The sequence below is a fragment of the Microbacterium cremeum genome (assembly GCF_015277855.1).
Classification (GTDB): Bacteria; Actinomycetota; Actinomycetes; order Actinomycetales; family Microbacteriaceae; genus Microbacterium; species Microbacterium cremeum.
The window spans coordinates 2100481-2124622 of record NZ_CP063812.1; the positions used below are offsets into that span (position 1 = coordinate 2100481).

A 24142-nucleotide genomic window follows, 5' to 3' on the forward strand; every position below is an offset into this window, starting at 1 on the left:
GCTGCAGCTAGGCGAGCGACACCAGGTCGGCGTAGTCGCGGCCCCAGATGTCTTCGACGCCGTCCGGCAGGATGAGGACCCGCTCGGGGTTGAGCGCTTCGACGGCGCCCTCGTCGTGCGAGACCAGGATGACGGCGCCCTCGTAGTGCGCGAGCGCGCCGAGGATCTCTTCGCGTGACGCGGGGTCGAGGTTGTTCGTCGGCTCGTCCAGGAGCAGCACGTTCGCCGACGACACGACGAGGGTCGCCAGCGACAGGCGGGTCTTCTCCCCGCCCGAGAGGACCCCGGCGGGCTTGAGCACGTCGTCGCCGGTGAACAGGAACGATCCCAGCACCTTGCGGGCGTCGGTCGCGGTGATGTCGGGCGCGGCCGACATCATGTTCTCGAGCACGGACCGTGAGACGTCGAGGTTCTCGTGCTCCTGGGCGTAGTAGCCGATCTTCAGCCCGTGGCCGGGTTCCACGACGCCGGTGTCGGCGCGGTCCACGCCCGCGAGGATGCGCAGCAGCGTGGTCTTGCCGGCACCGTTGAGCCCCAGCACGACGACCTTCGACCCGCGATCGATGGCGAGGTCGACGTCGGTGAAGATCTCGAGCGACCCGTACGACTTCGACAGCCCGGATGCCGTGATCGGGGTCTTGCCGCAGGGCGCCGGCTTCGGGAACCGGAGCTTGGCGACCCGGTCCTCCTGGCGCGCCTCCTCCAGACCCGACAGCATCTTCTCGGCACGCGCGACCATCTGGTGAGCGGCCGCCGCCTTCGACGCCTTCGCACCGAACCGTGCGGCCTGCTGCTGCAGCGCCGTCGCCTTCTTCTCGACGTTGGCGCGCTCCTTCTTGCGGCGCTCCTCGTCGGCCACCCGCTGACGCAGGTAGTTCTTCCAGTTCATGTTGTAGACGTCGATGACCTGCCGGTTCGCGTCGAGGTAGAAGACCCTGTTGACCGTCTCGCCGACGAGCTCGACATCATGGCTGATGACGATGAGCCCGCCCTTGTAGCCCTTGAGGAACTCCCGCAGCCAGACGACGCTGTCGGCGTCGAGGTGGTTGGTGGGCTCGTCGAGGATCATCGTCCCCGCGTCCGAGAACAGGATGCGTGCGAGCTCGATGCGGCGGCGCTGGCCGCCCGAGAGCGTCTTCAGGGGCTGATCCAGGATGCGGTCGGGCAGCGACAGGTTGTGCGCGATCGATGCGGCCTCGGCCTCCGCCGCGTAGCCGCCCAGCGCTTCGAACCGCTCGGTGAGGTTCGCGTACTTGCGCATCGCGCGGGCGGCGATGTCGGCGTCGTCGCTGGCCATGGCGTGGGATGCCTCGTGCATGCCGATCGCGAGCGTTCCGAGGCCGCGGGCGTCGAGGATGCGCGTACGTGCGAGCATCTCGGGGTCACCCGAACGGGGATCCTGCGGCAGGTAACCGAGCTCTCCGGAGCGGTCGACGCGCCCGGCGCTGGGCAGCTGATCGCCGGCGAGCACCTTCGTGAGCGTCGTCTTGCCGGCGCCGTTGCGCCCGACCAGGCCGATCTTGTCGCCGTCGGAGACGCGGAAGGACACGTCCGACATGAGCACGCGGGCGCCCACGCGGATCTCGAGGTCGTGCACGGCGAGCACAGCGAATGGTCCGTTCCGTCGGTGGAGTGAGGGGGTGGTGGCCGAACGGCCAGCCTCCCAGTATAGGTCGCCCGATCGCACGCTCCCGGCGCGGCAGAGGCGCGGGGGTGTAGAAACCGGACAGCCGAAGTTGGATTCATTGATGGATGCCGTCCAAGAAGCGTGCGACAGCCACCCCTAGGCTGAGTCGCATGTCAACCATCGCCGCCCCGTCCGCGCCCACCCGCCGCGTGCTCGCCGACGTCATCGCCCGCCCGTCCTCCCGCATCCGCGCGTTCACGCTCGACGCAGGGCTCGTCGTCGCCGGCGCCGCCGTGGTGGCGCTGCTCGCCCAGGTCGAGATCCCGCTGTGGCCCGTGCCGATCACCGGACAGACGCTGGGCGTCATCGTCGTCGGAGCCGCGCTCGGCGCCTGGCGGGGAGCGGCAGCACTCACGACGTATCTGCTCGCGGGCCTGGCCGGACTCCCGGTCTTCGCCGGATTCACCGGTACGGTCGCCGCGGTGGGCAAGCCCAGCTTCGGGTTCATCATCGGCTTCATCGTCGCCGCGTTCGTGGCCGGCTGGTTCGCCGAGCGCGCATGGGATCGCCGCCCCGCACTCGCCTTCCTCGGGTTCGCGGCCGCCAGCGTCGTGCCGTTCCTGTTCGGCATCCCCTACATGGCGTTCATCCTGAACGTCGTGATGGGCCTCGACTTCTCGTTCTGGGCGCTGCTGGAGGTCGGGCTGCTCCCCTTCATCCTGGGCGGGATCGTCAAGGCGGCGCTGGCCGCGGCGATCATCCCGGGCGCATGGGCCCTGGTGCGGAAGGCCGACGAGAGCAAGAAGAGCTGACCGGATGCCTCGGATCGAGGCATCCGCGTTCGCCATCGAGACCCCGGCCGTCGGCCGGGGTCTCCGTCATGCACGGCAACAACGATTCGCGGACTTTCAGTGACGCAGGTAATGTAAGGCTGTCCTTACTTCCCCTCCTCGAACCGGAGATCGTCGTGCCCAGAATCCGCATCGCCGCCGCCACCGCCCTGACCGCGCTCACCGCCGTCGCCCTCGTCGGCTGCGCCAGCGCGGGCGCGGCAGACACCGACGCCGCCGGCGCGGGCACCGCCGCGTCGGGCGGGTTCCCCGTCACCATCGAGCACGCCTTCGGCGAGACCGTCATCGAGTCGCAGCCGGAGCGCGTCGCGACGGTGTCGTGGTCGAACCAGGAGGTGCCGATCGCTCTCGGCGTCGTGCCGGTGGGCATGGCCGAGGTCACGTGGGGCGACGACGACGGCGACGGCGTGCTGCCGTGGGTCGAAGAGAAGCTCGAAGACCTCGGCGCCGAGACTCCCGTGCTCTTCGACGAGACCGACGGCATCGACTTCGAGGCGGTCGCCGACACGCAGCCGGACGTCATCCTGGCCGCGTACTCCGGCCTCACCCAGGAGGAGTACGACACGCTGTCGAAGATCGCCCCGGTCGTGGCCTACCCCGAGGTGGCGTGGGGCACGTCGTACGAAGACATGATCCGCCTCAACTCGCAGGCGATCGGCCTGGCGGACGAGGGCGAGGCGCTGATCGAAGAGCTCCACGACGACGTCGATGCGGCGCTCGCGAATCACCCCGACCTCGCCGGTTCCACCGTCCTGTTCTCGTACATCGACCCCTCCGACTTCAGCCAGATCGGCTTCTACACCAGCCTCGACACGCGCCCCGGCTTCCTCACGGGCCTGGGCCTGCCCGAACCGGCGGTGGTCACCGAGGAGTCCGACGGCGAGGCCTTCTACGCCAGCGTGAGCGCGGAGGAGGCCGACCGCTTCGCCGACATCGACGTGTTCGTGACCTACGGCGACGCGAGCGGCTCGATCATCGCTCAGCTGCAGGCCGACCCGCTGCTGTCGCAGATCCCCGCGATCGCCGAAGGCCGTATCGCGATCCTCGAGGAATCGACCCCGCTCGCGGCGTCGGCCAACCCGTCGCCGCTGTCGATCGGCTGGGGCGTCGACGAGTACTTCGCGATCCTCGCCGGCGCGCTCGGCTGATCGGGCCCGAGAGCCGCTTCGTCCCAGATCGCACCGTCGTCCGAGAATCCGCCGGAGCCCGCCCGTGAGCCTGACGCAGACCCCCACGCCCGTCGCGGCCGAGCCGGACGCCGCATCGCTGCGGCGTCCGGTCGCGGTGCGGCTGCTGTGGTTCGTCGTGGCGTGCGCCGTGCTCGCGGCGCTGTGCGCGGCATCCGTCGCCTTCGGTGTGCGCGAGGTCTCGTTCGACGACATCGTCGCGGGTCTCGGCGGCGGAGTCGACGGGGTCGCGCAGGCCGCGGTCGTCGCCCGTCTGCCGCGCACCGCGCTCGCGCTGCTCGTCGGCGCGGCACTCGCGCTGTCGGGTGCCACGATGCAGGCGGTGACCCGCAACCCGCTCGCCGACCCGGGCATCCTCGGAGTCTCGGGCGGCGCCGCGCTCGCGGTCGTCATCGGCATCGCGTTCTTCGGCATGTCGGACCCGTACGCGTTCATGGCGATGGCGATCGCAGGAGCCGCGGGAGCCGCGGTGTTCGTGTATGCCGTCGGGTCGCTCGGCCGCGGCGGCGCGACGCCGCTCAAGCTGGCGCTGGCCGGCGCAGCGGCGACAGCCGCGTTCATGTCGCTGGTCAGCGCGATCCTCCTCCCCCGGGTCGACATCATGGAGACGTTCCGGTTCTGGCAGATCGGCGGCGTCGGCGGCGCGACCTGGGATCGCATCGCCATCGTCGCACCGGTGCTCGCCGTCGGGGCCGCCGTGTGCTTCCTGTGCGCGCGCGGCATGAACTCGCTCGCGCTCGGCGACGATCTCGCAGCCGGTCTCGGCGAGCACGTGTTCCGTACGCGTCTGATCGCCTCGGCGGGCGCGGTGATCCTCTGCGGCGCCGCGACGGCGGTCGCAGGTCCGATCGCCTTCGTGGGACTCGTGATCCCCCACCTCTGCCGACTGCTCGTCGGCACCGATCACCGCTGGCTGCTGCCCTTCTCGGCGATCGCCGGCGCAGGGCTCCTCGTCGCGGCCGACGTCGTGGGCCGAGTCGTGGCCAAGCCCGACGAGATCGAGGTCGGCATCATCACGGCGCTCATCGGCGCCCCGTTCTTCATCTGGATCGTTCGCCGTCAGAAGGTGCGGGAGCTGTGAGCACGATCACGACGACGCAGCGCGCCGCGAACCGTGCCGACCCGGTTGCGGCGGTCATCGCCGGCCGCCGTCGGCGGTCCCGCCGGCGGGCGCTCGTGACGGGTATCCTCGGCGCCGCGATCTTCGCCCTGTTCACGCTGTCGCTCATGATCGGCCAGACCTTCTACGGACTGGACGACGTCGTGCGCGTCCTCGCGGGCGAGTTCGTCCCGGGAGCGACGTTCACGGTGGGCGAGCTGCGGCTCCCCCGGGCCACGCTGGCGCTGCTGGCCGGTTTCTCGTTCGGCATCGCCGGCGTCACCTTCCAGACGATGCTGCGCAACCCGCTCGCCTCCCCCGACATCATCGGCATCACCTCGGGAGCGAGCGCCGCGGCCGTGTTCGGCATCGTCGTGCTCGCGCTCAGCGAGACGCTGGTGTCTGTGCTCGCCGTCGTCGGCGCACTGCTCACCGCCTTCGCCATCTACCTGCTGTCGAACAAGGGCGGGTTCGCCGGGACGCGGCTGATCCTCATCGGGATCGGGGTCGCCGCGATGCTCGACAGCGCTGTCACCTACCTGCTGTCCGAAGCGGCCGTGTGGGACCTTCAGTCGGCGATGCGATGGCTGACCGGGAGCCTCAACGGTGCCAGCTGGCCGGTCGTGCTCCCCCTCGCGCTCGCCGGCATCGTGCTGGTGCCGGCGCTGCTCGCGCAGGGTCGCGGGCTCGGCGTCCTCCGGCTGGGCGATGACGCCGCCGCGAGCCTGGGAGTCTCGATCCGCGGCACGCGGGTCGTCGCGATCGTGGCCGCCGTGGCGCTCCTGGCCTTCGCGACGGCGGCGACGGGACCCATCGCCTTCGTGGCGTTCATGGCTGGTCCGATCGCGGCCCGGCTGATGGGATCGGGGGCTTCGCTCCTGCTGCCGTCCGCACTCGTCGGAGCCCTGCTGGTGCTCGTGGCCGATCTCGTCGGGCAGTTCGCGTTCGACAGCCGGTACCCCGTCGGCGTCATCACCGGCGTGGTCGGCGCCCCCTACCTCATCTACCTCCTCATCAGGACGAACCGTTCCGGAGGCTCGCTATGACCGACACCTACGACCCCGCCGTGCCGCACACGCTCGCGGCGCAGGCGCTGACGCTCGCGTACGGCGACCGCACGATCGTCGACGGACTGGACCTCGCCGTTCCGCCCGGCCGGATCACCGCGATCGTGGGGGCGAACGGCTGCGGCAAGTCGACGCTGCTGCGTGCGCTCGCGCGCCTGCTCCCCGCGCGCTCGGGCCACGTGCTCCTGGACGGCAAGCAGCTCCACTCGCGGCCGTCCAAGGAGGTGGCGCGCACTCTCGGGCTCCTTCCGCAGAGTCCGATCGCGCCGGAGGGGATCGCCGTGGCCGATCTCGTCGGCCGTGGCCGCCACCCCCACCAGAAGCTGCTCGCCCGCTGGAGCGAGCGCGACTACCGGGTGGTCGCGCAGTCGCTCGCGGCGACCGGCATGACCGAATTCGCCGACCGCTCGGTCGATGAGCTCTCGGGCGGTCAGCGCCAGCGGGTGTGGATCGCGATGGCGCTCGCCCAGGAGACCGACATCCTGCTGCTCGATGAGCCGACCACGTTCCTGGACGTCGCGCATCAGATCGAGGTGCTCGACCTGCTGACCGACCTCAACCGCGACCGCGGCACGACGATCGTGATGGTGCTGCACGACATGAACCTCGCGGCCCGGTACGCGGACCACCTGTTCGCGCTGCGCTCCGGTCGAGTGGTCGCCTCCGGGCCGCCTGACGACGTCATGACCCGCGACCTCATCCGCGAGGTGTTCGATCTCGATGCGCTCGTCGTCCCCGACCCGGTGTCGGGCTCTCCGATCGTCCTCCCGCGCGGCAGGCACCACACCTCACCGGCCGCCGAGACCCCCGCCCCCTATCAGTCAGGAGTCCCCGATGCCGCGGTCCGCTGAGCCGTACCGGTTCTTCCGCGCCCAGGTCACTGCGATCACCGATGTGACGCCGAGCTTCCGCCGGTTCACGTTCGGCGGCGACGACCTCGCCGAGTACGGGGATCCCGGCCTCGATCAGCGCATCAAGATCGTGTTCCCGACCGCGACGGCGCCGCTTCACACCATGCCCACCGGCGACGACTGGTACACGCAGTGGCGCGAGCTGCCCGAGGCCCGGCGCCCGCCGTTCCGCACGTACACGACCCGCTACGTCCGCAACGACGCGCGCGAGGTCGACGTCGACATGGTGTCGCACGACGTGCTCGGTCCGGCATCGGACTGGATCGCCCGCGCGCAGGTGGGCGACGAGGTGCTGATCTTCGCGCCGACCGTCGCATACGGCGATGTCAGCTTCGGCATCGACTTCGTGCCCCCGGCCCGGGTCGACCGCATCCTGCTCGCCGGCGACGAGACGGCGGCGCCGGCGATCGCGGCGATCCTCGAGCAGCTGCCGCGCGACGCGCGCGGCGTCGTCGCGCTCGAGGTTCCGCACGAGGATGACGCCCGCTACCTGCCGCGCCACCCCGGCTTCGAGTATCGCGTCGGCGCTCGCGGCCCCGGCGAACGGCACAAGCACCTGGTGGCGTCGGTGACCGATGCCGCGCGCACACTCGCCCCCGAGGGCGAAGGCGCCGACGTCGAAGAGATCGACATCGACAACGACATCCTGTGGGAGGTGCCGCGCACGGCCAAGGGCGGTGCCGCGCTCAAGAGCGCGAAGCTCTACGCGTGGCTGGCCGGCGAGGCCGGGGCCATCAAGGCGATGCGCCGGCACCTCGTCAGCGAGCGCGGCGTGGACCGCCGCGCCGTGGCGTTCATGGGCTACTGGAGAGTGGGCCGAGCCGAGAACTAGCCCCGGGTCTCATGCGCGTGACCGAGGCGCAGCCCGGGCACGAGAGCCGCCAGTGCGAGCAGCCCGGCGATGACGAACACGGCCGGGAATCCGGCATCCGTCGTCACCAGCGCGGTGAAGGCCAGACCCAGCACCGCGATCGACGACGCCGAGCCGACCGAGTCCGAGATCGACAGCGCCGACGAGTTGAACCCCTGGTTGCTGGGCGTCGAGTACGCGAGCGTCAGCACCGTCAGCCGCGGGTACATCAGACCCATCCCGCCACCGGCGAGCCCCCACCCGGCGATCAGGACGGCCGGGTGCAGGTGCAGCAGCGCTGTGAGCGCGGCGATCGCGAGCGAGGCGACGAGCAGCGCCAAGCCGATGAGGGTGATGCGCACGTTGCCGAGCCGGTCTCCGAACCGCCCCTGCAGCTCGGCGGCGCCGGCCCACGCCACCGCCGCCGCAGTGAGGCCGAGCCCCGCCCACGTGGGCGAGAACCCGTACTCGTCGATGAGCAGGTACGGCACGTAGATCTCGGCGCCGAACAACGCTCCGGCGATGAGCCCGCGCATCAGCACGACGCTCGGCAGGCCTCGCGCAGCCCGCAGCGTGCCCCGCGGCAGCAGCGGTCGCGACGCGACGCCGATGACGACGACGGATGCCGCCACCACCGCCCACGCCCACGCACCGACCTCGCCGGCCAGGCTGAGGCCCAGCGCGCCGGCGGCGACCGCGATGGCGCAGGCGAGCCGTCTGCCCACTCCCCCGGTCGCCGGCTCGTCGGTGTGCAGCGCCAGTCCGTGAAGACGCGCGACGACCATCGCGAACGCGACGACGGTGAGCGCCGCGACGCCGAGGAACACCCAGCGCCAGTGCAGGAACTCGGTGACCGCGCCGGCCAGGAACGGGCCGATCAGCGAGGGCACCACCCACGCCGCCGAGAACGCGGCGAAGACCCGGCCGTGCAGCGCTCCGGGGTAGACGCGCGCGACCACGACGTAGAGGGCGACCGTCTGCCCGCCGGTTCCGAGGCCCTGCACGAGCCGCCCGGCGACCAGGAGCGGCATGGTCGGCGCGAGCCCCGCGACGAGCAGGCCCGCGACGAACAGCGCGACAGCCGTCGTGAGCGGAGCGAGCACGCCGCCGCGATCGCACCACGCGCCCACCGCGACCATGCCGATGACGCTGGTGGCGAGGATGCCCGCGAACGCGACCGCGTAGAGCCGGTCCCCGTCGAGGTCGTCGCTGACGACCGGCATCACCGTCGTCACGGCGAGGGACTGCATCGCCGCCAGGAAGATGAGCGCGACGGCACCGACTGTCACCCAGAGGTACCGCGACTGCCAGATCCCTGTTCCCTCGGTCTGCGCGGTCGACGACGTCATCCGTCCAGGCTAGCTTTCCGCGCCACCGCGAAGGGCCAGGGCGTGACGTCCGAGGCAGGCGTCGGGTCGTCCTCGTCGGTCACGACGTGACGAGCGATCCGATGCGCGCGAGACTCTCACGCAACAGCTCGGGCGAGCACCCGAAGTTGATGCGGACGTGCCCTTTCCCTTCGGAGCCGAAGAGGGGGCCGAGATGCAGCGCCACCTTGGCGTCGCGCAGCACCTTCACCGCGGGGTTGTCTCCCCAGCCGAGGTCGGACAGATCCACCCACGCCAGGAAGCCCGCGGCGGGGATGCGGTAGCGGGCACCGCGGACATGCTCGGCGAGGAGCTCGGCGAGCAGCCGCCTGTTCTCGTCCAGCGCGGCGAGCTGCGCGTCGAGCCACGCATCGCTCTCGGGTGAGAACGCCGCGACCGCGGCCAGCGCACCGAACAGTCCGGTGCGCCACTCGACCTCGTCGGGCAGCCCACGCACGACAGCGGTCGTGGCGTCGTCGGCGGTCACCATGAGGGCGCACTTGAGGCCGGCGAGGTTGAACGCCTTGCTGGCGCTGGCGAGGGTGTATCCGACGCGCGCAGCGGCGGGCGAGGCGTCGAGGAACGGGGTGAACGTCGCCCCGGGAAGCGCGAGCGGCGCGTGGATCTCATCGCTGACCACGACGGCTCCATGCCGTTCCGCGATGGCGGCGAGCTCGGCCAGCGTCTCCCGCGAGTGGACGGTGCCGGTCGGGTTGTGCGGGTTGCACAGCAGGATCGCGCGCGCCCCGCCCCGGAAGGCGGTCTCGATCGCGCGCAGGTCGAGCTCCCACGCGTCGCCGGTGTCGACGAGGGGCACGCGCTCCACGACGGCGCCCGCCTCGGGGACGCAGTCGAAGAACGGCGGGTACACCGGCGGCGTGACCACGACGCGATCGCCCGGAGACGTCACGTGGCGGAGGATCTCGACGACGCCCATCATCACGTCGCACGTGGTGCGGATGCGCGCGGGGTCGACGGTCCAGCCGAACCGTCGCCGCGCGAAGCCGGCGTACGCGGTCGCCAGACCGGGGTCGGGCGGGGTGTATCCGGTGTCGCCGAGCTCGACGGCGCGTGCGAGCACGGTGGTGATCGCCGGTGCGGGGACGAAGTCGGTCTCGGCCACGAACAGGGGGATGACGTCGTCCGGATACCGGCGCCACTTCGTGCTCGATCGCTGTCGGAGCTGGTCGATCGGCAGGGTCGGCAGGGGGGTGACGCTCACTCTTCGACCCTAGCGAGCACCGGCAAGCGGCATCCGCACTGCGTCGCTGTGTGAAGCACCGTGACGGGAGTCCTCTGCCCGACCGCGCGTCCGTCGTTCGCTTCGCAGGCGTGGCGGGCGCCGCCGTCGACCGGCTGGTGCTCGATGCCGCGAGCGGCAGCGCTCCGTGGTCAGCGGCGGAAAGTGCCGAGGTCGTGCTGGTCGAAGTACTCCAGGACGAGCGTGTCGCCGTCGAACGTCGCTCGCGAGACGGTGCCCGGCGTGCCGTTCTCGCCCTCCGGGCGGAACACGAACTCGTCGCCCGACCAGTGCTCGAGCGGCCAGCTGCCGGTCGGGCCCACACCGAGCACGAGGGTCTCCCCCTCGACGCTCACTCTCGCCGGCCCGAAGTACTCGTTCTCGTACTCCCCCGCGTACGCGGCGAGTTCGCCGGCCGGCGCCGCATCGACGGGCGGCTCCTCTCCGACCAGCTCTCCGAAAGGTGCCATCACCTCGTCGAAGACACCGCGGTACAGCGCCAGCCAGTCGCGCCGCTCGCGTCCGAACTGGGCGATGTCGGCGAAACGGGTGGCGATCGCCTCCGGCACCCCGTTCGCGGCGCCGTTCGAGAGCACGACGATGCCGAGCTGCGCGGCGGGCAGCATCTTGAACACGGTGCCCGCGCCGAGGGCGAAGGCACCGGAGTGGTTCACGTCGACGAGACCACCGGCGGTCGTGCCGACGTTGAACCCGTACCCGTAGAAGCCGGACCGCGATCCGAACGGATCGGGCACTCCCGTCGGCATCTCGGGCGAGACGGCGGGCAGGAGCGCCTCGGGCGAGACGAACCGGTCGCCGTCGTGGACGCCAGAGGCGAGCACGACACGCAGCCACGTCGTCAGGTCCGTGACGTTCGAGCTCGCACCGCCGGCGGGCGACTGCGCGTCGGGCTGACGCTGCTGCGGGCTGACGATCCACTCGCCGTCTCGCAGGACGTGTCCGACGGCGCGATTGTCGCGCGCGTCGAGATCGGCGAAGCGGAAGCTCGTGGAGTCCATGCCCAGGGGCGCGAAGACCAGGCGTTCGGCCAGGTCCGCCCACTCCTCACCGGCAGCGATCGCCACCGACTCCGCCGCCGCGGTGATGTCGAAATTGCCGTAGTGGTACACGGTCCGGAACTCCTCGAGCGGGATGTACCTCAGCCGCTCGAGTACGGCGGCCCGGTCGTAGCCGATCTCTTCGAGTTCATCGCCGGCATGCTCGTACAGCCCCGAGCGATGCGCGAACATGTCGGCGACGGTCACATGCGCGCCGACATACGGATCCGACAGCGTGAAGCCTTCGAGATGCTGCGCCACCGGTGTCTCCCACGAGACGAGACCCTCGTCGACGGCCCGCGCGACCACCGTCGCGCTGAGGGACTTCGAGACCGAGGCGAGCGGGAAGACCGTGTCGGCGTCGACGGCGTCGCCGGTTCCGATGTCGCGCACCCCGAACCCCTCGGCGTACACGACCTCACCCCGGTACACGACGCCGACGGCGATCCCGGGGGTCCCGGTGGCCTTCATCGCCTCGTCGACCGAGTCGCCGAGATCGGCGATGGCGACCTCGACCTGCTCCGGGGTCACCGTCGCGAGGGCGTCGGCAGCCGGATTCGGGTCGGCGGTCGCCGGGGGGCTCGCCGAGGGGGCGGATGCCTCGCCCGCGAACGTGCAGGACGCGGCGGTGACAGCCACGAGGGCGACCAGTGCGGTCACCGGGACGAGCCGCGCGCTGAGGAGGGCCATCGGGCGAGTGTGACACACCCGTGTGCGCGGGGCCCAGCGACTCAGGTCGTGTCAGATGGCGAAGCCGAGCGCACGCATCATGTCGCGCCCGTCGTCGGTGATCCGCTCCGGACCCCACGGCGGCATCCACACCCAGTTGATGCGGAACCGCTCCACGACGTCGTCGAGTGCCTGCGCCGTCTGCTCCTCGAGCACATCGGTGAGGGGGCATCCTGCGGACGTCAGCGTCATGTGGATGACCAGCGCGTCGTTCTCGTCGTCCCACGCGAGGTCGTAGATGAGGCCGAGGTCGACGACGTTGATCCCCAGTTCGGGGTCCATGACGTCCTTCAGAGCCTCGGTGACCTCGTCGTACTTCTCAGGCGTGAGGGTTGCGGTCATATAACGATCCTACGCTTCGGTGCTGACGGGGGCTTCGGCCGGCTCTTCCGCACCCGCAGGGAGGTAGCGATCGTAGCCCTCGTCCTCGAGTCGGTCGGCGAGCTCCGGCCCGCCCTCCTCGACGATGCGCCCGTTCACCATGACGTGCACGAAGTCCGGGGCGATGTAGCGCAGGATGCGCGTGTAGTGCGTGATGAGGAGCACGCCCAGGTCGGTCTCGGCCTTGGCGCGGTTGACGCCTTCCGACACGACCTTGAGCGCGTCGACGTCGAGTCCGGAGTCGGTCTCGTCGAGCACCGCGATCTGCGGCCGCAGGAGCTCGAGCTGGAGGATCTCGTGGCGCTTCTTCTCGCCGCCTGAGAAGCCCTCGTTGACGTTGCGCTGCGCGAACTTGGGGTCCATGCGCAGGTTCTTCATCGACGCCTTGACGTCCTTCGTCCACGTGCGGATCGACGGCGCCTCGCCGTCGATCGCGGTCTTGGCGGTGCGGAGGAAGTTCGTGACGGTGACGCCGGGGATCTCGACCGGGTACTGCATCGCGAGGAACAGGCCCGCGCGAGCACGCTCGTCGACCGACATGGCGAGGACGTCCTCGCCGTCGAGGGTGATCGTGCCGCTCGTGACGGTGTACTTCGGGTGACCGGCGATCGTGTAGGCGAGAGTCGACTTGCCGGAGCCGTTGGGGCCCATGATGGCGTGCGTCTCACCGGTGCGGATGGTGAGGGTCACGCCGTTGAGGATCGGCGTGATTCCGGCATCCGTCTCGACCGTCACGTGGAGGTCGCGGATCTCGAGGACAGACATGGTGAGTACCTTCTTCAGTTCTTGTCAGTTCAGAGCGAGCTTCACGGTCGGGTCGATGAGCACGTCATCGCCGTCGATCGTGACCGCGAACACCGGGACCGGCTCGTACGCGGGGAGGTTGAGGGGCTTTCCGGTGCGCAGCGAGAAGGCCGAGCCATGCGCCCAGCACTCGAGCGTCTCACCGTCGACGAAACCTTCGGCCAGCGAGATGTCGCCGTGCGTGCAGGTGTCGCCGATCGCGTGCACCTCGCCGTTCGAGTCGAGCACGACGGCCATCGCGACGCCGTCGACCTCGAAGCGCCGTGCTTCGTCCTGCACGAGCTCGCTGAGGGCGCACACGCGCTGAGCGGTCATCGCGAGACCTCCTTGGCGAGCTCCTCCTCGATGACCGCGAACAGCTCGGCCTCGAGGTCTTCGACGCCGATCTTCTGCACGATCTCGGCGAGGAATCCGAGGACGACGAGGCGCCGGGCCTCGTCCTCGCGGATGCCGCGGGCCTGCAGGTAGAACAGCTGCTCGTCGTCGAAGCGGCCGGTCGCGCTGGCGTGACCGGCACCGCGGATGTCGCCCGTCTCGATCTCGAGGTTCGGGATGGACTCGGCGCGCGCGCCGTCGGTGAGCACGAGGTTGCGGTTCGCCTCGTAGGAGTCGGTGCCGACGGCATCCGGTCCGATGAGCACGTCGCCGATCCACACGCTCCGCGCGCCCGATCCCTGCAGCGCGCCCTTGTAGAGGACGTCACCGGTGGTCTCGGCGCCCTTGTGGTGGAGGTACACCTGGCTCTCGAGGTGCTGGCCCGAGTCGGAGTAGCTGAGACCGTAGAGCTCGGCGCGCGACCCGGTGCCGGCCAGCTCGATGCTGGGGTTCACCCGCACGACGCCTCCGCCGAAGCTCACCACGATGTGCCGCAGCGTGGCATCGCGCTCGACGCGACCCTGGTGCGACGCCGCGTGCACGGCGTCGTCGTCCCACCGCTGCACGGTGATGAGCTCGAGCTGTGCGCCCTCGCGCACGATGATCTCGACGTTCTGCGCGAACTGGGCGGAGCCGGTGTGACGCAGGACGACCGTGGCACGGCTGTGACGGGATGCCTCGACCACGACATGCGCGTGCGCGACGAGGTCGGCACCGCCGCCGAGGGCCTCGACGATCACGGGCTCGTCGAGCTCGGCCTCGGCGGGGATCTTCACGTAGAGCGCTTCCGCCGACCGGGTCCACGCGACTGCGGCGGGAAGGTCGTCGGGCTGGAACACCTCGCCCCGGGGCGACGCGCCGACCGGAAGACCTGCCGCTGCCAGCGGTCCGGCGATCGAGAGCGAGACCGCACCGGTGTCGCCCGCGGCATCCGCGAATAGGCGCTGCAGGCGCGCGACAGGAGTGTGCTTCCAGTTCACCTCCCGCCCGGTCGGCGCTTCGAACGCGGCCGGGTCGTAGGAGCGGAATCGCTCGGAGCGTGTCTGAACCGGGACGAACGCACCGGCGCCATCGGTGTGGCCCTTCGCGCCGGGAACGGTGGCGGGGGCCTGAGTCGCAGAGCTCACTAGCCGACGGATCCTTCCATGCCCATCTCGATGAGCTTGTTGAGTTCGAGCGCGTACTCCATGGGCAGCTCGCGGGCGATCGGCTCGATGAAGCCGCGCACGATCATGGCCATGGCCTCGTCTTCGGGCAGACCCCGGCTCATCAGGTAGAACAACTGTTCTTCGCTGACCTTCGAGACGGTGGCCTCGTGGCCGAGCTGCACGTCGTCGACGCGGATGTCGATCGCGGGGTACGTGTCGGAGCGCGAGATGGTGTCGACGAGCAGGGCGTCGCAGCGGACCGTGTTGGCCGAGTGGTGCGCGTTCGCGTCGACGCGCACCTCGCCGCGGTAGCCGGCGCGGCCGCCGCCGCGCGCGATCGACTTCGAGACGATCGAGGACTGCGTGTACGGCGCCATGTGGATCATCTTGGCGCCGGCGTCCTGGTGCTGGCCGGGACCGGCGAACGCCACCGAGAGCGTCTCGCCCTTGGCGTGCTCCCCCATCAGGAAGATCGACGGGTACTTCATCGTGACCTTGGAGCCGATGTTGCCGTCGATCCACTCCATCGTCGCGCCCTCGTGGGCGACCGCGCGCTTGGTGACGAGGTTGTAGACGTTGTTCGACCAGTTCTGGATCGTCGTGTAGCGCACGCGGGCGTTCTTCTTCACGATGATCTCGACCACGGCCGAGTGCAGCGAGTCGCTCTTGTAGATCGGGGCCGTGCAGCCCTCGATGTAGTGGACGTACGAGCCTTCGTCGGCGATGATCAGCGTCCGCTCGAACTGGCCCATGTTCTCGGTGTTGATGCGGAAGTACGCCTGCAGCGGGATCTCGACGTGGACTCCCGGGGGCACGTAGACGAACGAGCCGCCCGACCACACCGCCGTGTTGAGCGCCGCGAACTTGTTGTCGCCGGCGGGGATGACGGTGCCGAAGTACTCCTCGAAGAACTCCGGGTGCTCGCGCAGCGCCGTGTCGGTGTCCATGAAGATGACGCCCTGGGCCTCCAGGTCATCGCGGATCTGGTGGTAGACGACCTCGGACTCGTACTGCGCGGCGACACCGGCGACCAGCCGCTGGCGCTCCGCCTCGGGGATCCCGAGCTTCTCGTACGTGTTCCGGATGTCTTCGGGGAGGTCCTCCCACGACTGCGCCTGCTTCTCGGTGGAGCGCACGAAGTACTTGATGTTGTCGAAGTCGATCTCGGAGAGATCGGCGCCCCACGTCGGCATCGGCTTGCGGCCGAACAGCTGGTAGCCCTTCAGCCGGGTCTTCAGCATCCATTCCGGCTCGTTCTTCAGAGCCGAGATTCCGCGGACCACGGATTCGTCGATGCCCCGCTTCGCCACGGCGCCCGCGGCGTCGGCATCATGCCACCCGAACTCGTAGACACCCAGGCCATCCAGCTCCGGGCGGTCGATCAGCACATCAGACATCGTCACGTTCTCCTCCGGGCCCGGGCGGTGTCATCCGTCCCGGCAGCCGTGACCTCCGGTGGAGATACCGGAGGGGGATGCCGCTTCTCGGGCCCTCTCAGTGGCGCTGGCCATCGCGCCTAGACTGTCAGTGGTGCTCCGCGCCCCTTCCCTGGTGGCTGAGTGCGCGCGCAACCCGACACCCCGATTCTACAGGTTCCCCGCGAGCCGGAGGCCCCCATGCTCACGAGTTCCGCGACGCCGCCCACCGACACCCGGATCGTGATCCGCACGCCGCTGCGCGTCCTGGCCTGGCTGTCGTTCATCGCCGAAGTCGTGATCATCGGCACCGGCGGCGCCGTGCGGCTCACCGGGTCCGGGCTCGGGTGCTCGGAATGGCCGCTGTGCACCCCGGATTCGCTGGTCCCGCTCCCCGAGCAGGGGATCCACGGTGTCATCGAGTTCGGCAACCGGACCATGACCGGCGTCGTCGGCATCCTCGCACTGGGGGTCGTGCTGCTGACCCTCGCCGCCGTCGGGGGCGCGGCCCTCGTCCGGCGCGCCGTCTGGTTCGCGGTCGGCGGCATCGTCGCGGCGGCGCTGGCGTACGCCGTCACCGCCCCGTTCGGTCTGCCCGCGTTCGGGTTCTTCTCCGGCGTCCTGCTGGCGGCGGTACTCGTCGCGATGGCGGATTCCCTGCGCCGCACGGCGCGGCGCCGTGATCTCGCCGCGCTCGCGTGGGTGACACTGGCCGGCGTCATGGCGCAGGCGGTCGTCGGGGGCGTGACGGTCATCAGCGACCTGAACGCATTCGCCGTGGGGTTCCACTACGTGTCGTCGCTGCTGCTGGTGTGCGTCACGGCTGCCTACCTCGTCCGCATGAACGCGGTCGCCGGACCGCGCGAGAGTGCTGTGCCGCGCTGGTTCGCGGTGCTCACCCACATCACGGGCGTCGCCCTGGCCGCCACCATCCTCTTCGGGGTGCTGACGACGGGGTCCGGACCGCATTCGGGCGACGCGAGCATCATCCGCACCGGCTTCGACGCGACCGTTCTCTCCCACGTCCACGCGTGGCCGGGCTACATCCTCGCGGTGCTCGTGGCGACCCTCACCGTCGTCGCGTGGCGCAGGGGACTGCCGGTGCGCCACTGGCTCCTCGTGCTCTGCGCGGCGATCGTCGTGCAGATCGGCGTGGGCGTGTGGCAGGCCAGGGAAGGACTGCCCGAGATCCTCGTCGGGATCCACATGGTGCTCGCGGCCCTCACGGCCGCCGCGTACACGGTCGTCGTCCTGCATCTCAAGGAGCCCGTCGTTCCCGCGTCGAAGTAGGGCCGCGCACAGGAGATGCATAGCGTCCGCATCGGCGGCGCACGGGCCCGCCTGCGTAGGGTGAGGATGCCGCGGCCACCCGGGCCCGCGCATCCGAGGAGTGATCGACACATGTCCACCCGTCCCCGTCTCGTCCGCAGCATCCCGTTCTGGGGTCTTCTCGCCGCCTCGCTGGCCAGCGCCGGCGTCGGCCTCTACATCGTGAACGACAAGCTCGGCACCATGACGTCGACCATCAACGACGGCACGGCGACTCCCGTCGACGTCTACGTGGGACCGTCGGTGGTCCTCGTGGGCGCGATCGCGCTCGGCGCCGGCATCGTCGGCGTGCTGCTCACCCTCGCGGTCGCGGCCGCGTCGACCCTGCGCCCCCACCCGCCTGTCGAGATCGTCGAGCCCATCGACTGGGACGCCGACGCCGACGACGCCCCTGCCGGCACGCACGGCTACGAGCGGGGACTCGGCTACACCGAGGCGATCGACACCGCTCCCGCCGCCGGCGAGCCGGCGGACAAGCCGGCCACCGGGGCATCCGTCACCGGCTGATCCCGAACGCGACGAAGGCCGCCCGTTCCGACGGGCGGCCTTTTCGCATGTCCGGCGTCAGAAGGGCAGCAGCGGGTCGATCGCGATCGCGACGAACAGGAGCGTCAGGTACGTGATCGAGGCGTGGAAGACGCGCATCGGGCGGGGCTCGGTGCCGCGCACCGCGCGGTTGTAGAGACGGTGCGACTCGTAGATGAACCAGCCGCCGAACACCAGCGCCGACACCGTGTAGACCACGCCCATGCCCGCGACGGGAACGAGCAGCAGCGAGCAGGCGACGGTGGCCCACGCGTAGAGGATGACCTGGAGGCCCACCTGCGAGCCGTTGCGGGTTGCACCGAGCATCGGCACGTGGACCTCTTCGTACTGTTCCTTGTACTTCATCGACAGCGGCCAGTAGTGCGGCGGCGTCCACAGGAACACGAGGGCGAAGAGGATGACCGGCGGCCAGGCGAGGGAGCCGGTCACAGCGGTCCAGCCGATCAGCACCGGGAAGCAGCCGGCGATGCCGCCCCACACGATGTTCTGCTCGGTGCGGCGCTTGAGGATCATCGTGTAGATGACGACATAGAAGAAGATCGCCGCCGCCGACAGCGTCGCGGCGAGCCAGTTCGTGGTGAGCCACAGCCACACCGTCGAGAACACGGCGAGCGACCACGCGAAGACGAGCGCTCCGCGGGGCGAGACCTCGCCGGTCACGAGCGGACGGTTGACCGTGCGCTGCATGTGCGCGTCGATGTCGCGGTCGAGGTACATGTTGAACGCCGCGGCCGAGCCGGCGCTCGCGGTGCCGCCGATCACGGTGGCCAGAACGAGCCACAGGTTCGGGAAACCGCCCTGCGCGAGGATCATGACGGGCACCGTCGTCACCAGGAGCAGCTCGAGCACACGCGGCTTCATGAGCGCGACGTAAGCGCGGACGGTGCGGCCGAATCCCTGACGCGAGCGGGACGGGACGCCAGCCGATGCCTCGGACCCGGCCGTCTTCGTGATGTCCATCGCCCCCGCAATCGCCGCCAGCAGAACTCGGTCAAGTCTATGGCATCGCGTACGGCGGCCCCGGTCGTGCCTCCACCCTCACATCGCCGGCACGTCACGCGTGAACAGAACGTGACCGCGACGACACCGGGGCGACACGGAACGCGCGGCGGAGAGCGCAAGACTCCGTCACACAAGGGCTCGCATGGCCTCGGCGGCACACCGCTTCGCTATGCTGAGACCACACGCGCGCCCGCCCGCCGATTCCCCCTTCTCCGCCCGGACAAGGGCCGCGGACCGGCCTCGTTCTGCGGGCGCACCTCCTCGAGAAAGGCGGCCCGGTGACGGATCTGCGTTGGGATGAGATCGATCGGCGCGCGGTGGACACCGCCCGCGTGCTGGCGGCGGATGCCGTGGAGAAGGTCGGCAACGGCCACCCCGGGACCGCGATGAGCCTCGCGCCGGCCGCGTACCTGCTGTATCAGCAGGTGCTGCGGCACGATCCGGCCGACACGCACTGGCTGGGCCGGGACAGGTTCATCCTGTCGGCGGGCCACTCGTCGCTGACGCAGTACGTGCAGCTGTACCTGGGGGGCTTCGGGCTGGAGCTGGACGACCTGAAGGCCCTGCGCACGTGGGGCTCGAAGACGCCGGGTCACCCCGAGTACGGCCACACCAAGGGCGTCGAGATCACGACGGGCCCGCTGGGCCAGGGCCTGGCCTCGGCGGTCGGGTTCGCCTACGCCGCCCGGTACGAGCGCGGCCTGTTCGATCCGGAGGCTCCGGCGGGCACCTCGCCGTTCGACCACTTCGTGTATGTGATCGCCGGTGACGGCGACCTGCAGGAGGGCGTCACGAGCGAGGCCTCCAGCCTCGCCGGGCACCAGCAGCTCGGCAACCTCATCGCGATCTACGACTCCAACCAGATCTCGATCGAGGACGACACCAACGTCGCGTACACCGAGGATGTCGCCCAGCGCTACGAGGCGTACGGCTGGCACGTGCAGACCGTGGACTGGAAGAAGACCGGCGAGTACGTCGAGGACGTCGCCGAGCTGCATGCCGCGCTCGAGGCCGCGAAGGGCGAGACCGACAAGCCGTCGCTCATCATCCTGCGCACGATCATCGGCTGGCCCTCCCCCGGCAAGCAGAACACCGGCAAGATCCACGGCTCGGCCCTGGGCGCCGACGAGCTCGCCGCGACCAAGAAGGTGCTCGGCTTCGACCCCGAGCAGTCCTTCGTCGTGGCTGACGATGTGCTCGCGCACACGCGCGCACTGAAGGAGCGCGCCGCCGAGGAGCGCGCCGCCTGGCAGGAGTCCTTCGACACCTGGGCCGCCGCCAACCCCGAGCGCAAGGCTCTGCTCGACCGGCTCGAGTCCGGCGAACTGCCCGACGGCATCGGCTCCGCGCTGCCGTCGTTCGAGTCCGGGAAGGACGTCTCGACGCGCGCCGCGTCGGGACTGGTCATCAACGCGCTGGCCGCCGAGCTCCCCGAGCTGTGGGGCGGCTCGGCCGACCTCGCGGAGTCGAACCTGACCACGATCAAGGACGCGAAGTCCTTCATCCCCTCGGAATGGTCGACGCACGAGTGGTCGGGCGACCCGTACGGCCGCGTGCTCCACTTCGGAATCCGCGAGCACGCGATGGGCGCGATCGTGAACGGCATCAAGCTGCACGGGCCGACCCGCCCGTTCGGCGGGACGTTCCTCATCTTCAGCGACTACATGCGCCCCTCGGTGCGCCTGGCCGCGCTGATGGACATCCCCTCGATCTTCGTGTGGACGCATGACTCGGTCGCCCTCGGCGAGGACGGCCCGACGCACCAGCCGGTCGAGCAGCTGGCGACCCTTCGCGCGATCCCGAACTTCACCGTGGTGCGCCCGGCGGACGCGAACGAGACCGCGGCGGCGTGGCTCGAGATCCTGCGCCGTCAGGGCGGACCCAGCGGCATCGCCCTGACGCGCCAGAACATCCCGGTGTTCCCGCGCGGCGAGGGCGAGGCCTCGGGCGACGTGTTCGCGTCGACCGACGGTGTCGCCAAGGGCGCGTACATCCTGGCCGAGGCGCCGAACGGCACCCCAGACGTGATCCTCATCGCCACCGGCTCCGAGGTGCAGCTCGCGGTCGCGGCACGCGAGACGCTCGCGGCCGAAGGCGTGGGCGCCCGCGTCGTGTCGGCGCCCTCGCTGGAGTGGTTCGCCGAGCAGGACGCGGCGTACCGCGAGAAGGTCCTGCCCGCGGGCGTCAAGGCGCGCGTGTCGGTCGAGGCCGGTTCCCCGCTCACGTGGCGCGGCATCGTCGGCGACGCCGGCCGTTCCGTGGCGATCGACCACTTCGGCGCGTCGGCCGACTACAAGACCCTGTTCCAGAAGTTCGGCATCACCGCCGACGCCGTCGTCGAAGCGGCCCGCGAGACCATCGCGGCCGCTGCGGGCACGGCACAGTAAGCACGAGGAGAAGGCAGAATGAGCACCCCTACCGAGAAGCTGGTCGCCGAAGGCGTCAGCATCTGGCTCGACGACCTGTCGCGCGAGCGGATCACCTCCGGGAACCTGACCGAACTCATCTCGACGCGCAACGTCAGCGGCGTGACGACCAACCCGACGATCTTCCAGGGCGCCATCGGCGGCGGCGGCCACGCCTACGCCGCGCAGCTCACCGAGCTCGCGCAGGCGGGCGCATCGGTCGACGAGGCGATCTTCGCCGCGACGACCGATGACGTGCGCGACGCGGCCGACATCTTCCGTCCGGTGTACGACGCGACGGATGGCATCGACGGCCGGGTGTCGATCGAGGTCTCCCCCGACCTCGCGCACGACACCGAGGCCACGATCGCTCAGGCCCAGGAGCTGTGGGCGAAGGTCGGCCGGCCGAACGTCCACATCAAGATCCCCGCCACCAAGGCCGGGCTCCCGGCGATCACCGCGACCCTCGCCGAGGGAATCTCGGTCAACGTGACGCTGATCTTCAGCCTGGAGCGCTACGCCGAGGTCATCGACGCGTTCCTTTCGGGCATCGAGCAGGCCCAGGCGAACGGCCACGACATCTCGCGGATCCACTCCGTCGCGTCGTTCTTCGTGTCGCGCGTGGACACCGAGGTCGACAAGCGCCTCACCGCGATCGGCACGGACGAGGCGGCGGGCCTGAAGTCCCTCGCCGGCGTCGCGAACGCGCGTCTGGCGTACGAGCTGTTCGAGAAGGAGTTCGCCACCGACCGCGCGAAGGCGCTGACGGAAGCCGGCGCCCACGTCCAGCGCCCGCTGTGGGCCTCGACCGGCGTCAAGGACCCGTCGCTTCCCGACACGCTGTATGTCACCGAGCTCGTCGCCCCGGGCACCGTGAACACCATGCCCGAGAAGACGCTCGAGGCGACGTTCGACCACGGCCAGATCGCGGGCGACACCGTGACCGGCACCTACGAGGCGGCGCACGGCGTGTTCGCGCGCCTCGCGGAGGTCGGCGTCGACTTCGCCGATGTCACCCAGGTGCTCGAGGACGAGGGCGTCGACAAGTTCATCGCCTCGTGGCACGACCTGCAGGGCACGGTCAAGACGGCGCTCGAAGACGCTCTGCAGGCCGCGCGATGACCTTCGACATCCATCTCAGCGGACGCGTCAAGTCCGTCGTGCACGAGGTGCTGCCGGGGCTGGCCGCCAGCCTCGTGGCCTCGGGCATCACCGCAGGAGACGCGTCGCTGTGGGGGCCCGAGGCGGAGAGCGAGGCGTCTCAGCGGCTCGGGTGGGTTCAGGCCGTGGAGGTCTCCCGTCCGCTCGTCGCCGAGATCGAGGCGCTTCGCGGACGCCTGCGCGCCCAGGGCGTGACGCGGGTCGTGCTGGCGGGCATGGGCGGCTCGTCGCTCGCACCCGAGGTCATCGCGCAGACGGCCGGCGTGCCGCTGGTGATCCTGGACTCGACCGCGCCGGGTCAGGTGCTCGCCGCCCTCGACGGAGACGCCGAAGGCGGCGACCTCAGCCGGACGGTGCTGGTCGTGTCCTCCAAGTCGGGGTCGACCGTCGAGACCGACTCCGCGAAGCGCGCCTTCGAGGCGGCGTTCCGCGATCTGGGCATCGACCCGGCCGAGCGCATCGTCGTCGTCACCGATCCGGGCTCGCCGCTGGACGAGGCGGCGCGGGCCGACGGCTACACCGTGTTCAACGCCGACCCGACGGTCGGCGGCCGCTACTCCGCGCTCACCGCGTTCGGGCTGGTGCCGGCCGGTCTCGCCGGCGCCGACATCCGCGAGCTCCTCGACGAGGCGGAGGCCTCGCTCCTGGAGGTCGCGATCGACAGCCCCGACAACCCCGCCCTGGTGCTGGCGGCGGCGATCGCCGGCGGCGAGCCGCGACGCGACAAGCTGGGTCTGATCACCGACGGCACGCACATCGTCGGGCTCCCCGACTGGATCGAGCAGCTGATCGCGGAGTCGACCGGAAAGAACGGCACCGGCATCCTGCCCGTCGTCATGCTCCCCGTCTCACCCGAGGTCGAGAGCAAGCCGGCCGACCTGCAGATCGTGCGCCTGGTCGACGAGGCACGGCAGTTCCACCTGTTCGAGCACCACGAGGGCGAGATCCTCGTGAGCGGATCGCTCGGCGCCCAGTTCGTGGTGTGGGAGTACGCGACGGCGATCGCCGGGCACATGCTGGGGATCAACCCCTTCGACCAGCCCGACGTCGAGTCCGCGAAGGTCGCGGCGCGCGGCCTGCTCGACGCGCGCCCCGAGCCGAGTGCGCCGGCGTTCACCGTCGACGGCGTCGAGGTCCGCGTGTCGGACCCCGACCTCGCGGCATCCGGAACCGTCGCCGGCGTTCTCGACGCCCTCTGGGCGCGCCTCCCCGAGGACGGGTACGTCGCCATCCAGGCGTACGCGAATCGGCTCGAGGTGCCGCAGCTCGCGGGCCTGCGCGAGCTGGTCGCGGCCGACTCCGGGCGCCCGGCCACGTTCGGCTGGGGCCCGCGGTTCCTGCACTCGACCGGGCAGTACCACAAGGGCGGACCCGCCAACGGCGTCTTCCTGCAGATCCTCGAGCAGACCGATGTCGACCTCGAGATCCCCGGCCGCCCGTTCACGTTCGGCCAGCTCATCCAGGCGCAGGCCGCCGGCGATGCGAGCGTCCTGGCCGACGGCCACGGCCGCCCCGTGGTCACCCTGACGCTCACCGACCCCCAGATCGAAGTGATGTCGCTCTTCGAAGCGGCCCAGTAGGAGCCCAAGC

General features: G+C 70.4%; 21 protein-coding genes. 11 read left to right on the forward strand and 10 right to left on the reverse strand.

Going from position 1 to position 24142, the window contains the following annotated elements; genetic code table 11:
• Positions 1–7 precede the first annotated feature (7 nt).
• A complete protein-coding gene (locus tag IM778_RS09545; protein ID WP_194408680.1) occupies positions 8–1606 on the reverse strand; it encodes an ABC-F family ATP-binding cassette domain-containing protein in 1599 nt (532 codons plus the stop codon).
• Positions 1607–1797: 191 nt separating this feature from the next.
• On the opposite strand from IM778_RS09545, the gene IM778_RS09550 reads away from it, so the two are divergent.
• From IM778_RS09550 to IM778_RS09575, 6 genes are all read left to right on the forward strand, one after another.
• Positions 1798–2439 (forward strand): biotin transporter BioY, encoded by a 642-nt coding sequence (locus tag IM778_RS09550; protein WP_194408681.1) that lies wholly within the window; start codon positions 1798–1800, stop codon positions 2437–2439.
• Between the two features lie 155 nt (positions 2440–2594).
• Entirely contained in the window at positions 2595–3626 is a 1032-nt protein-coding gene (locus IM778_RS09555; RefSeq protein WP_194408682.1) for an iron-siderophore ABC transporter substrate-binding protein, read from the forward strand.
• Positions 3627–3690: 64 nt separating this feature from the next.
• Positions 3691–4746: a FecCD family ABC transporter permease gene (locus IM778_RS09560; protein WP_194408683.1), complete on the forward strand. Its 1056-nt coding sequence runs from the start codon at positions 3691–3693 to the stop codon at positions 4744–4746.
• 5 nt (positions 4747–4751) lie between these two features.
• Positions 4752–5810, forward strand: a complete 1059-nt coding sequence (locus tag IM778_RS09565) for a FecCD family ABC transporter permease (RefSeq protein WP_228484838.1) — start codon at positions 4752–4754, stop codon at positions 5808–5810.
• Positions 5807–6682, forward strand: a complete 876-nt coding sequence (locus tag IM778_RS09570; protein ID WP_194408685.1) for an ABC transporter ATP-binding protein — start codon at positions 5807–5809, stop codon at positions 6680–6682. Before IM778_RS09565 ends, IM778_RS09570 begins: the two co-directional genes overlap by 4 nt.
• Positions 6666–7574 carry a siderophore-interacting protein gene (locus IM778_RS09575; protein ID WP_194408686.1) on the forward strand — a complete coding sequence of 303 codons (909 nt, stop codon included), beginning with the start codon at positions 6666–6668 and terminating at the stop codon, positions 7572–7574. The genes IM778_RS09570 and IM778_RS09575 overlap by 17 nt, the downstream gene beginning before the upstream one ends.
• On the opposite strand, the gene IM778_RS09580 is transcribed toward IM778_RS09575, so the two are convergent.
• The 8 genes from IM778_RS09580 to sufB form a co-directional block, all read right to left on the reverse strand.
• Entirely contained in the window at positions 7571–8941 is a 1371-nt protein-coding gene (locus IM778_RS09580) for an MFS transporter (protein WP_194408687.1), read from the reverse strand. The two genes, IM778_RS09575 and IM778_RS09580, sit on opposite strands and share 4 nt — an antisense overlap.
• Before the next feature lie 79 nt (positions 8942–9020).
• Positions 9021–10181 (reverse strand): MalY/PatB family protein, encoded by a 1161-nt coding sequence (locus tag IM778_RS09585; protein ID WP_194408688.1) that lies wholly within the window; start codon positions 10179–10181, stop codon positions 9021–9023.
• A 170-nt stretch (positions 10182–10351) separates the two neighbouring features.
• Entirely contained in the window at positions 10352–11947 is a 1596-nt protein-coding gene (locus IM778_RS09590) for a serine hydrolase (RefSeq protein ID WP_194408689.1), read from the reverse strand.
• Positions 11948–11998: 51 nt separating this feature from the next.
• Complete coding sequence (locus tag IM778_RS09595; RefSeq protein WP_018170657.1) at positions 11999–12328, reverse strand: metal-sulfur cluster assembly factor; 330 nt, start codon at positions 12326–12328, stop codon at positions 11999–12001.
• 9 nt (positions 12329–12337) lie between these two features.
• Entirely contained in the window at positions 12338–13132 is a 795-nt protein-coding gene (gene sufC, locus IM778_RS09600) for a Fe-S cluster assembly ATPase SufC (RefSeq protein ID WP_194408690.1), read from the reverse strand.
• Positions 13133–13156: 24 nt separating this feature from the next.
• The gene (locus IM778_RS09605) at positions 13157–13486 is read right to left on the reverse strand and encodes a non-heme iron oxygenase ferredoxin subunit (RefSeq protein WP_194408691.1); all 330 of its coding nucleotides are present in this window, start codon (positions 13484–13486) and stop codon (positions 13157–13159) included.
• Positions 13483–14673, reverse strand: coding sequence for a Fe-S cluster assembly protein SufD (gene sufD, locus IM778_RS09610; RefSeq protein WP_194408692.1), 1191 nt, complete (start codon positions 14671–14673; stop codon positions 13483–13485). The genes IM778_RS09605 and sufD overlap by 4 nt, the downstream gene beginning before the upstream one ends.
• Positions 14673–16091, reverse strand: a complete 1419-nt coding sequence (gene sufB, locus IM778_RS09615) for a Fe-S cluster assembly protein SufB (RefSeq protein ID WP_194408693.1) — start codon at positions 16089–16091, stop codon at positions 14673–14675. The genes sufD and sufB overlap by 1 nt, the downstream gene beginning before the upstream one ends.
• A gap of 219 nt (positions 16092–16310) precedes the next feature.
• On the opposite strand from sufB, the gene IM778_RS09620 reads away from it, so the two are divergent.
• Positions 16311–17399, forward strand: coding sequence for a COX15/CtaA family protein (locus IM778_RS09620; protein WP_194408694.1), 1089 nt, complete (start codon positions 16311–16313; stop codon positions 17397–17399).
• Positions 17400–17510: 111 nt separating this feature from the next.
• A complete protein-coding gene (locus IM778_RS09625; protein ID WP_194408695.1) occupies positions 17511–17945 on the forward strand; it encodes a dinucleotide-utilizing enzyme in 435 nt (144 codons plus the stop codon).
• Positions 17946–18002: 57 nt separating this feature from the next.
• Here the strand turns inward: IM778_RS09625 and IM778_RS09630 are convergent, their stop codons facing one another.
• Positions 18003–18944 (reverse strand): heme o synthase, encoded by a 942-nt coding sequence (locus IM778_RS09630; RefSeq protein ID WP_194408696.1) that lies wholly within the window; start codon positions 18942–18944, stop codon positions 18003–18005.
• Between the two features lie 320 nt (positions 18945–19264).
• Here IM778_RS09630 and tkt point away from each other — a divergent pair, with 320 nt between their 5' ends.
• The 3 genes from tkt to IM778_RS09645 are packed head-to-tail and all read left to right on the forward strand — an operon-like array spanning position 19265 to position 24132.
• A complete protein-coding gene (gene tkt, locus IM778_RS09635) occupies positions 19265–21373 on the forward strand; it encodes a transketolase (protein WP_194408697.1) in 2109 nt (702 codons plus the stop codon).
• An 18-nt stretch (positions 21374–21391) separates the two neighbouring features.
• Positions 21392–22513, forward strand: coding sequence for a transaldolase (gene tal / locus IM778_RS09640; protein ID WP_194408698.1), 1122 nt, complete (start codon positions 21392–21394; stop codon positions 22511–22513).
• Positions 22510–24132, forward strand: a complete 1623-nt coding sequence (locus tag IM778_RS09645; protein ID WP_194408699.1) for a glucose-6-phosphate isomerase — start codon at positions 22510–22512, stop codon at positions 24130–24132. The genes tal and IM778_RS09645 overlap by 4 nt, the downstream gene beginning before the upstream one ends.
• Positions 24133–24142: the final 10 nt, after the last annotated feature.

Excerpts from the sequence above, each read along its gene's own strand:
- IM778_RS09625 (WP_194408695.1), top strand. The coding sequence starts at position 17,511 with ATGTCCACCCGTCCCCGTCTCGTCCGCAGCATCCCGTTCTGGGGTCTT.
- IM778_RS09570 (WP_194408685.1), top strand. The coding sequence starts at position 5,807 with ATGACCGACACCTACGACCCCGCCGTGCCGCACACGCTCGCGGCGCAG.
- IM778_RS09575 (WP_194408686.1), top strand. The coding sequence starts at position 6,666 with ATGCCGCGGTCCGCTGAGCCGTACCGGTTCTTCCGCGCCCAGGTCACT.
- IM778_RS09580 (WP_194408687.1), bottom strand. The coding sequence starts at position 8,941 with ATGACGTCGTCGACCGCGCAGACCGAGGGAACAGGGATCTGGCAGTCG.
- IM778_RS09645 (WP_194408699.1), top strand. The coding sequence starts at position 22,510 with ATGACCTTCGACATCCATCTCAGCGGACGCGTCAAGTCCGTCGTGCAC.
- IM778_RS09605 (WP_194408691.1), bottom strand. The coding sequence starts at position 13,486 with ATGACCGCTCAGCGCGTGTGCGCCCTCAGCGAGCTCGTGCAGGACGAA.
- IM778_RS09620 (WP_194408694.1), top strand. The coding sequence starts at position 16,311 with ATGCTCACGAGTTCCGCGACGCCGCCCACCGACACCCGGATCGTGATC.
- tal (WP_194408698.1), top strand. The coding sequence starts at position 21,392 with ATGAGCACCCCTACCGAGAAGCTGGTCGCCGAAGGCGTCAGCATCTGG.
- IM778_RS09595 (WP_018170657.1), bottom strand. The coding sequence starts at position 12,328 with ATGACCGCAACCCTCACGCCTGAGAAGTACGACGAGGTCACCGAGGCT.
- IM778_RS09590 (WP_194408689.1), bottom strand. The coding sequence starts at position 11,947 with ATGGCCCTCCTCAGCGCGCGGCTCGTCCCGGTGACCGCACTGGTCGCC.
- sufC (WP_194408690.1), bottom strand. The coding sequence starts at position 13,132 with ATGTCTGTCCTCGAGATCCGCGACCTCCACGTGACGGTCGAGACGGAT.
- IM778_RS09630 (WP_194408696.1), bottom strand. The coding sequence starts at position 18,944 with ATGGACATCACGAAGACGGCCGGGTCCGAGGCATCGGCTGGCGTCCCG.
- IM778_RS09550 (WP_194408681.1), top strand. The coding sequence starts at position 1,798 with ATGTCAACCATCGCCGCCCCGTCCGCGCCCACCCGCCGCGTGCTCGCC.
- sufB (WP_194408693.1), bottom strand. The coding sequence starts at position 16,091 with ATGTCTGATGTGCTGATCGACCGCCCGGAGCTGGATGGCCTGGGTGTC.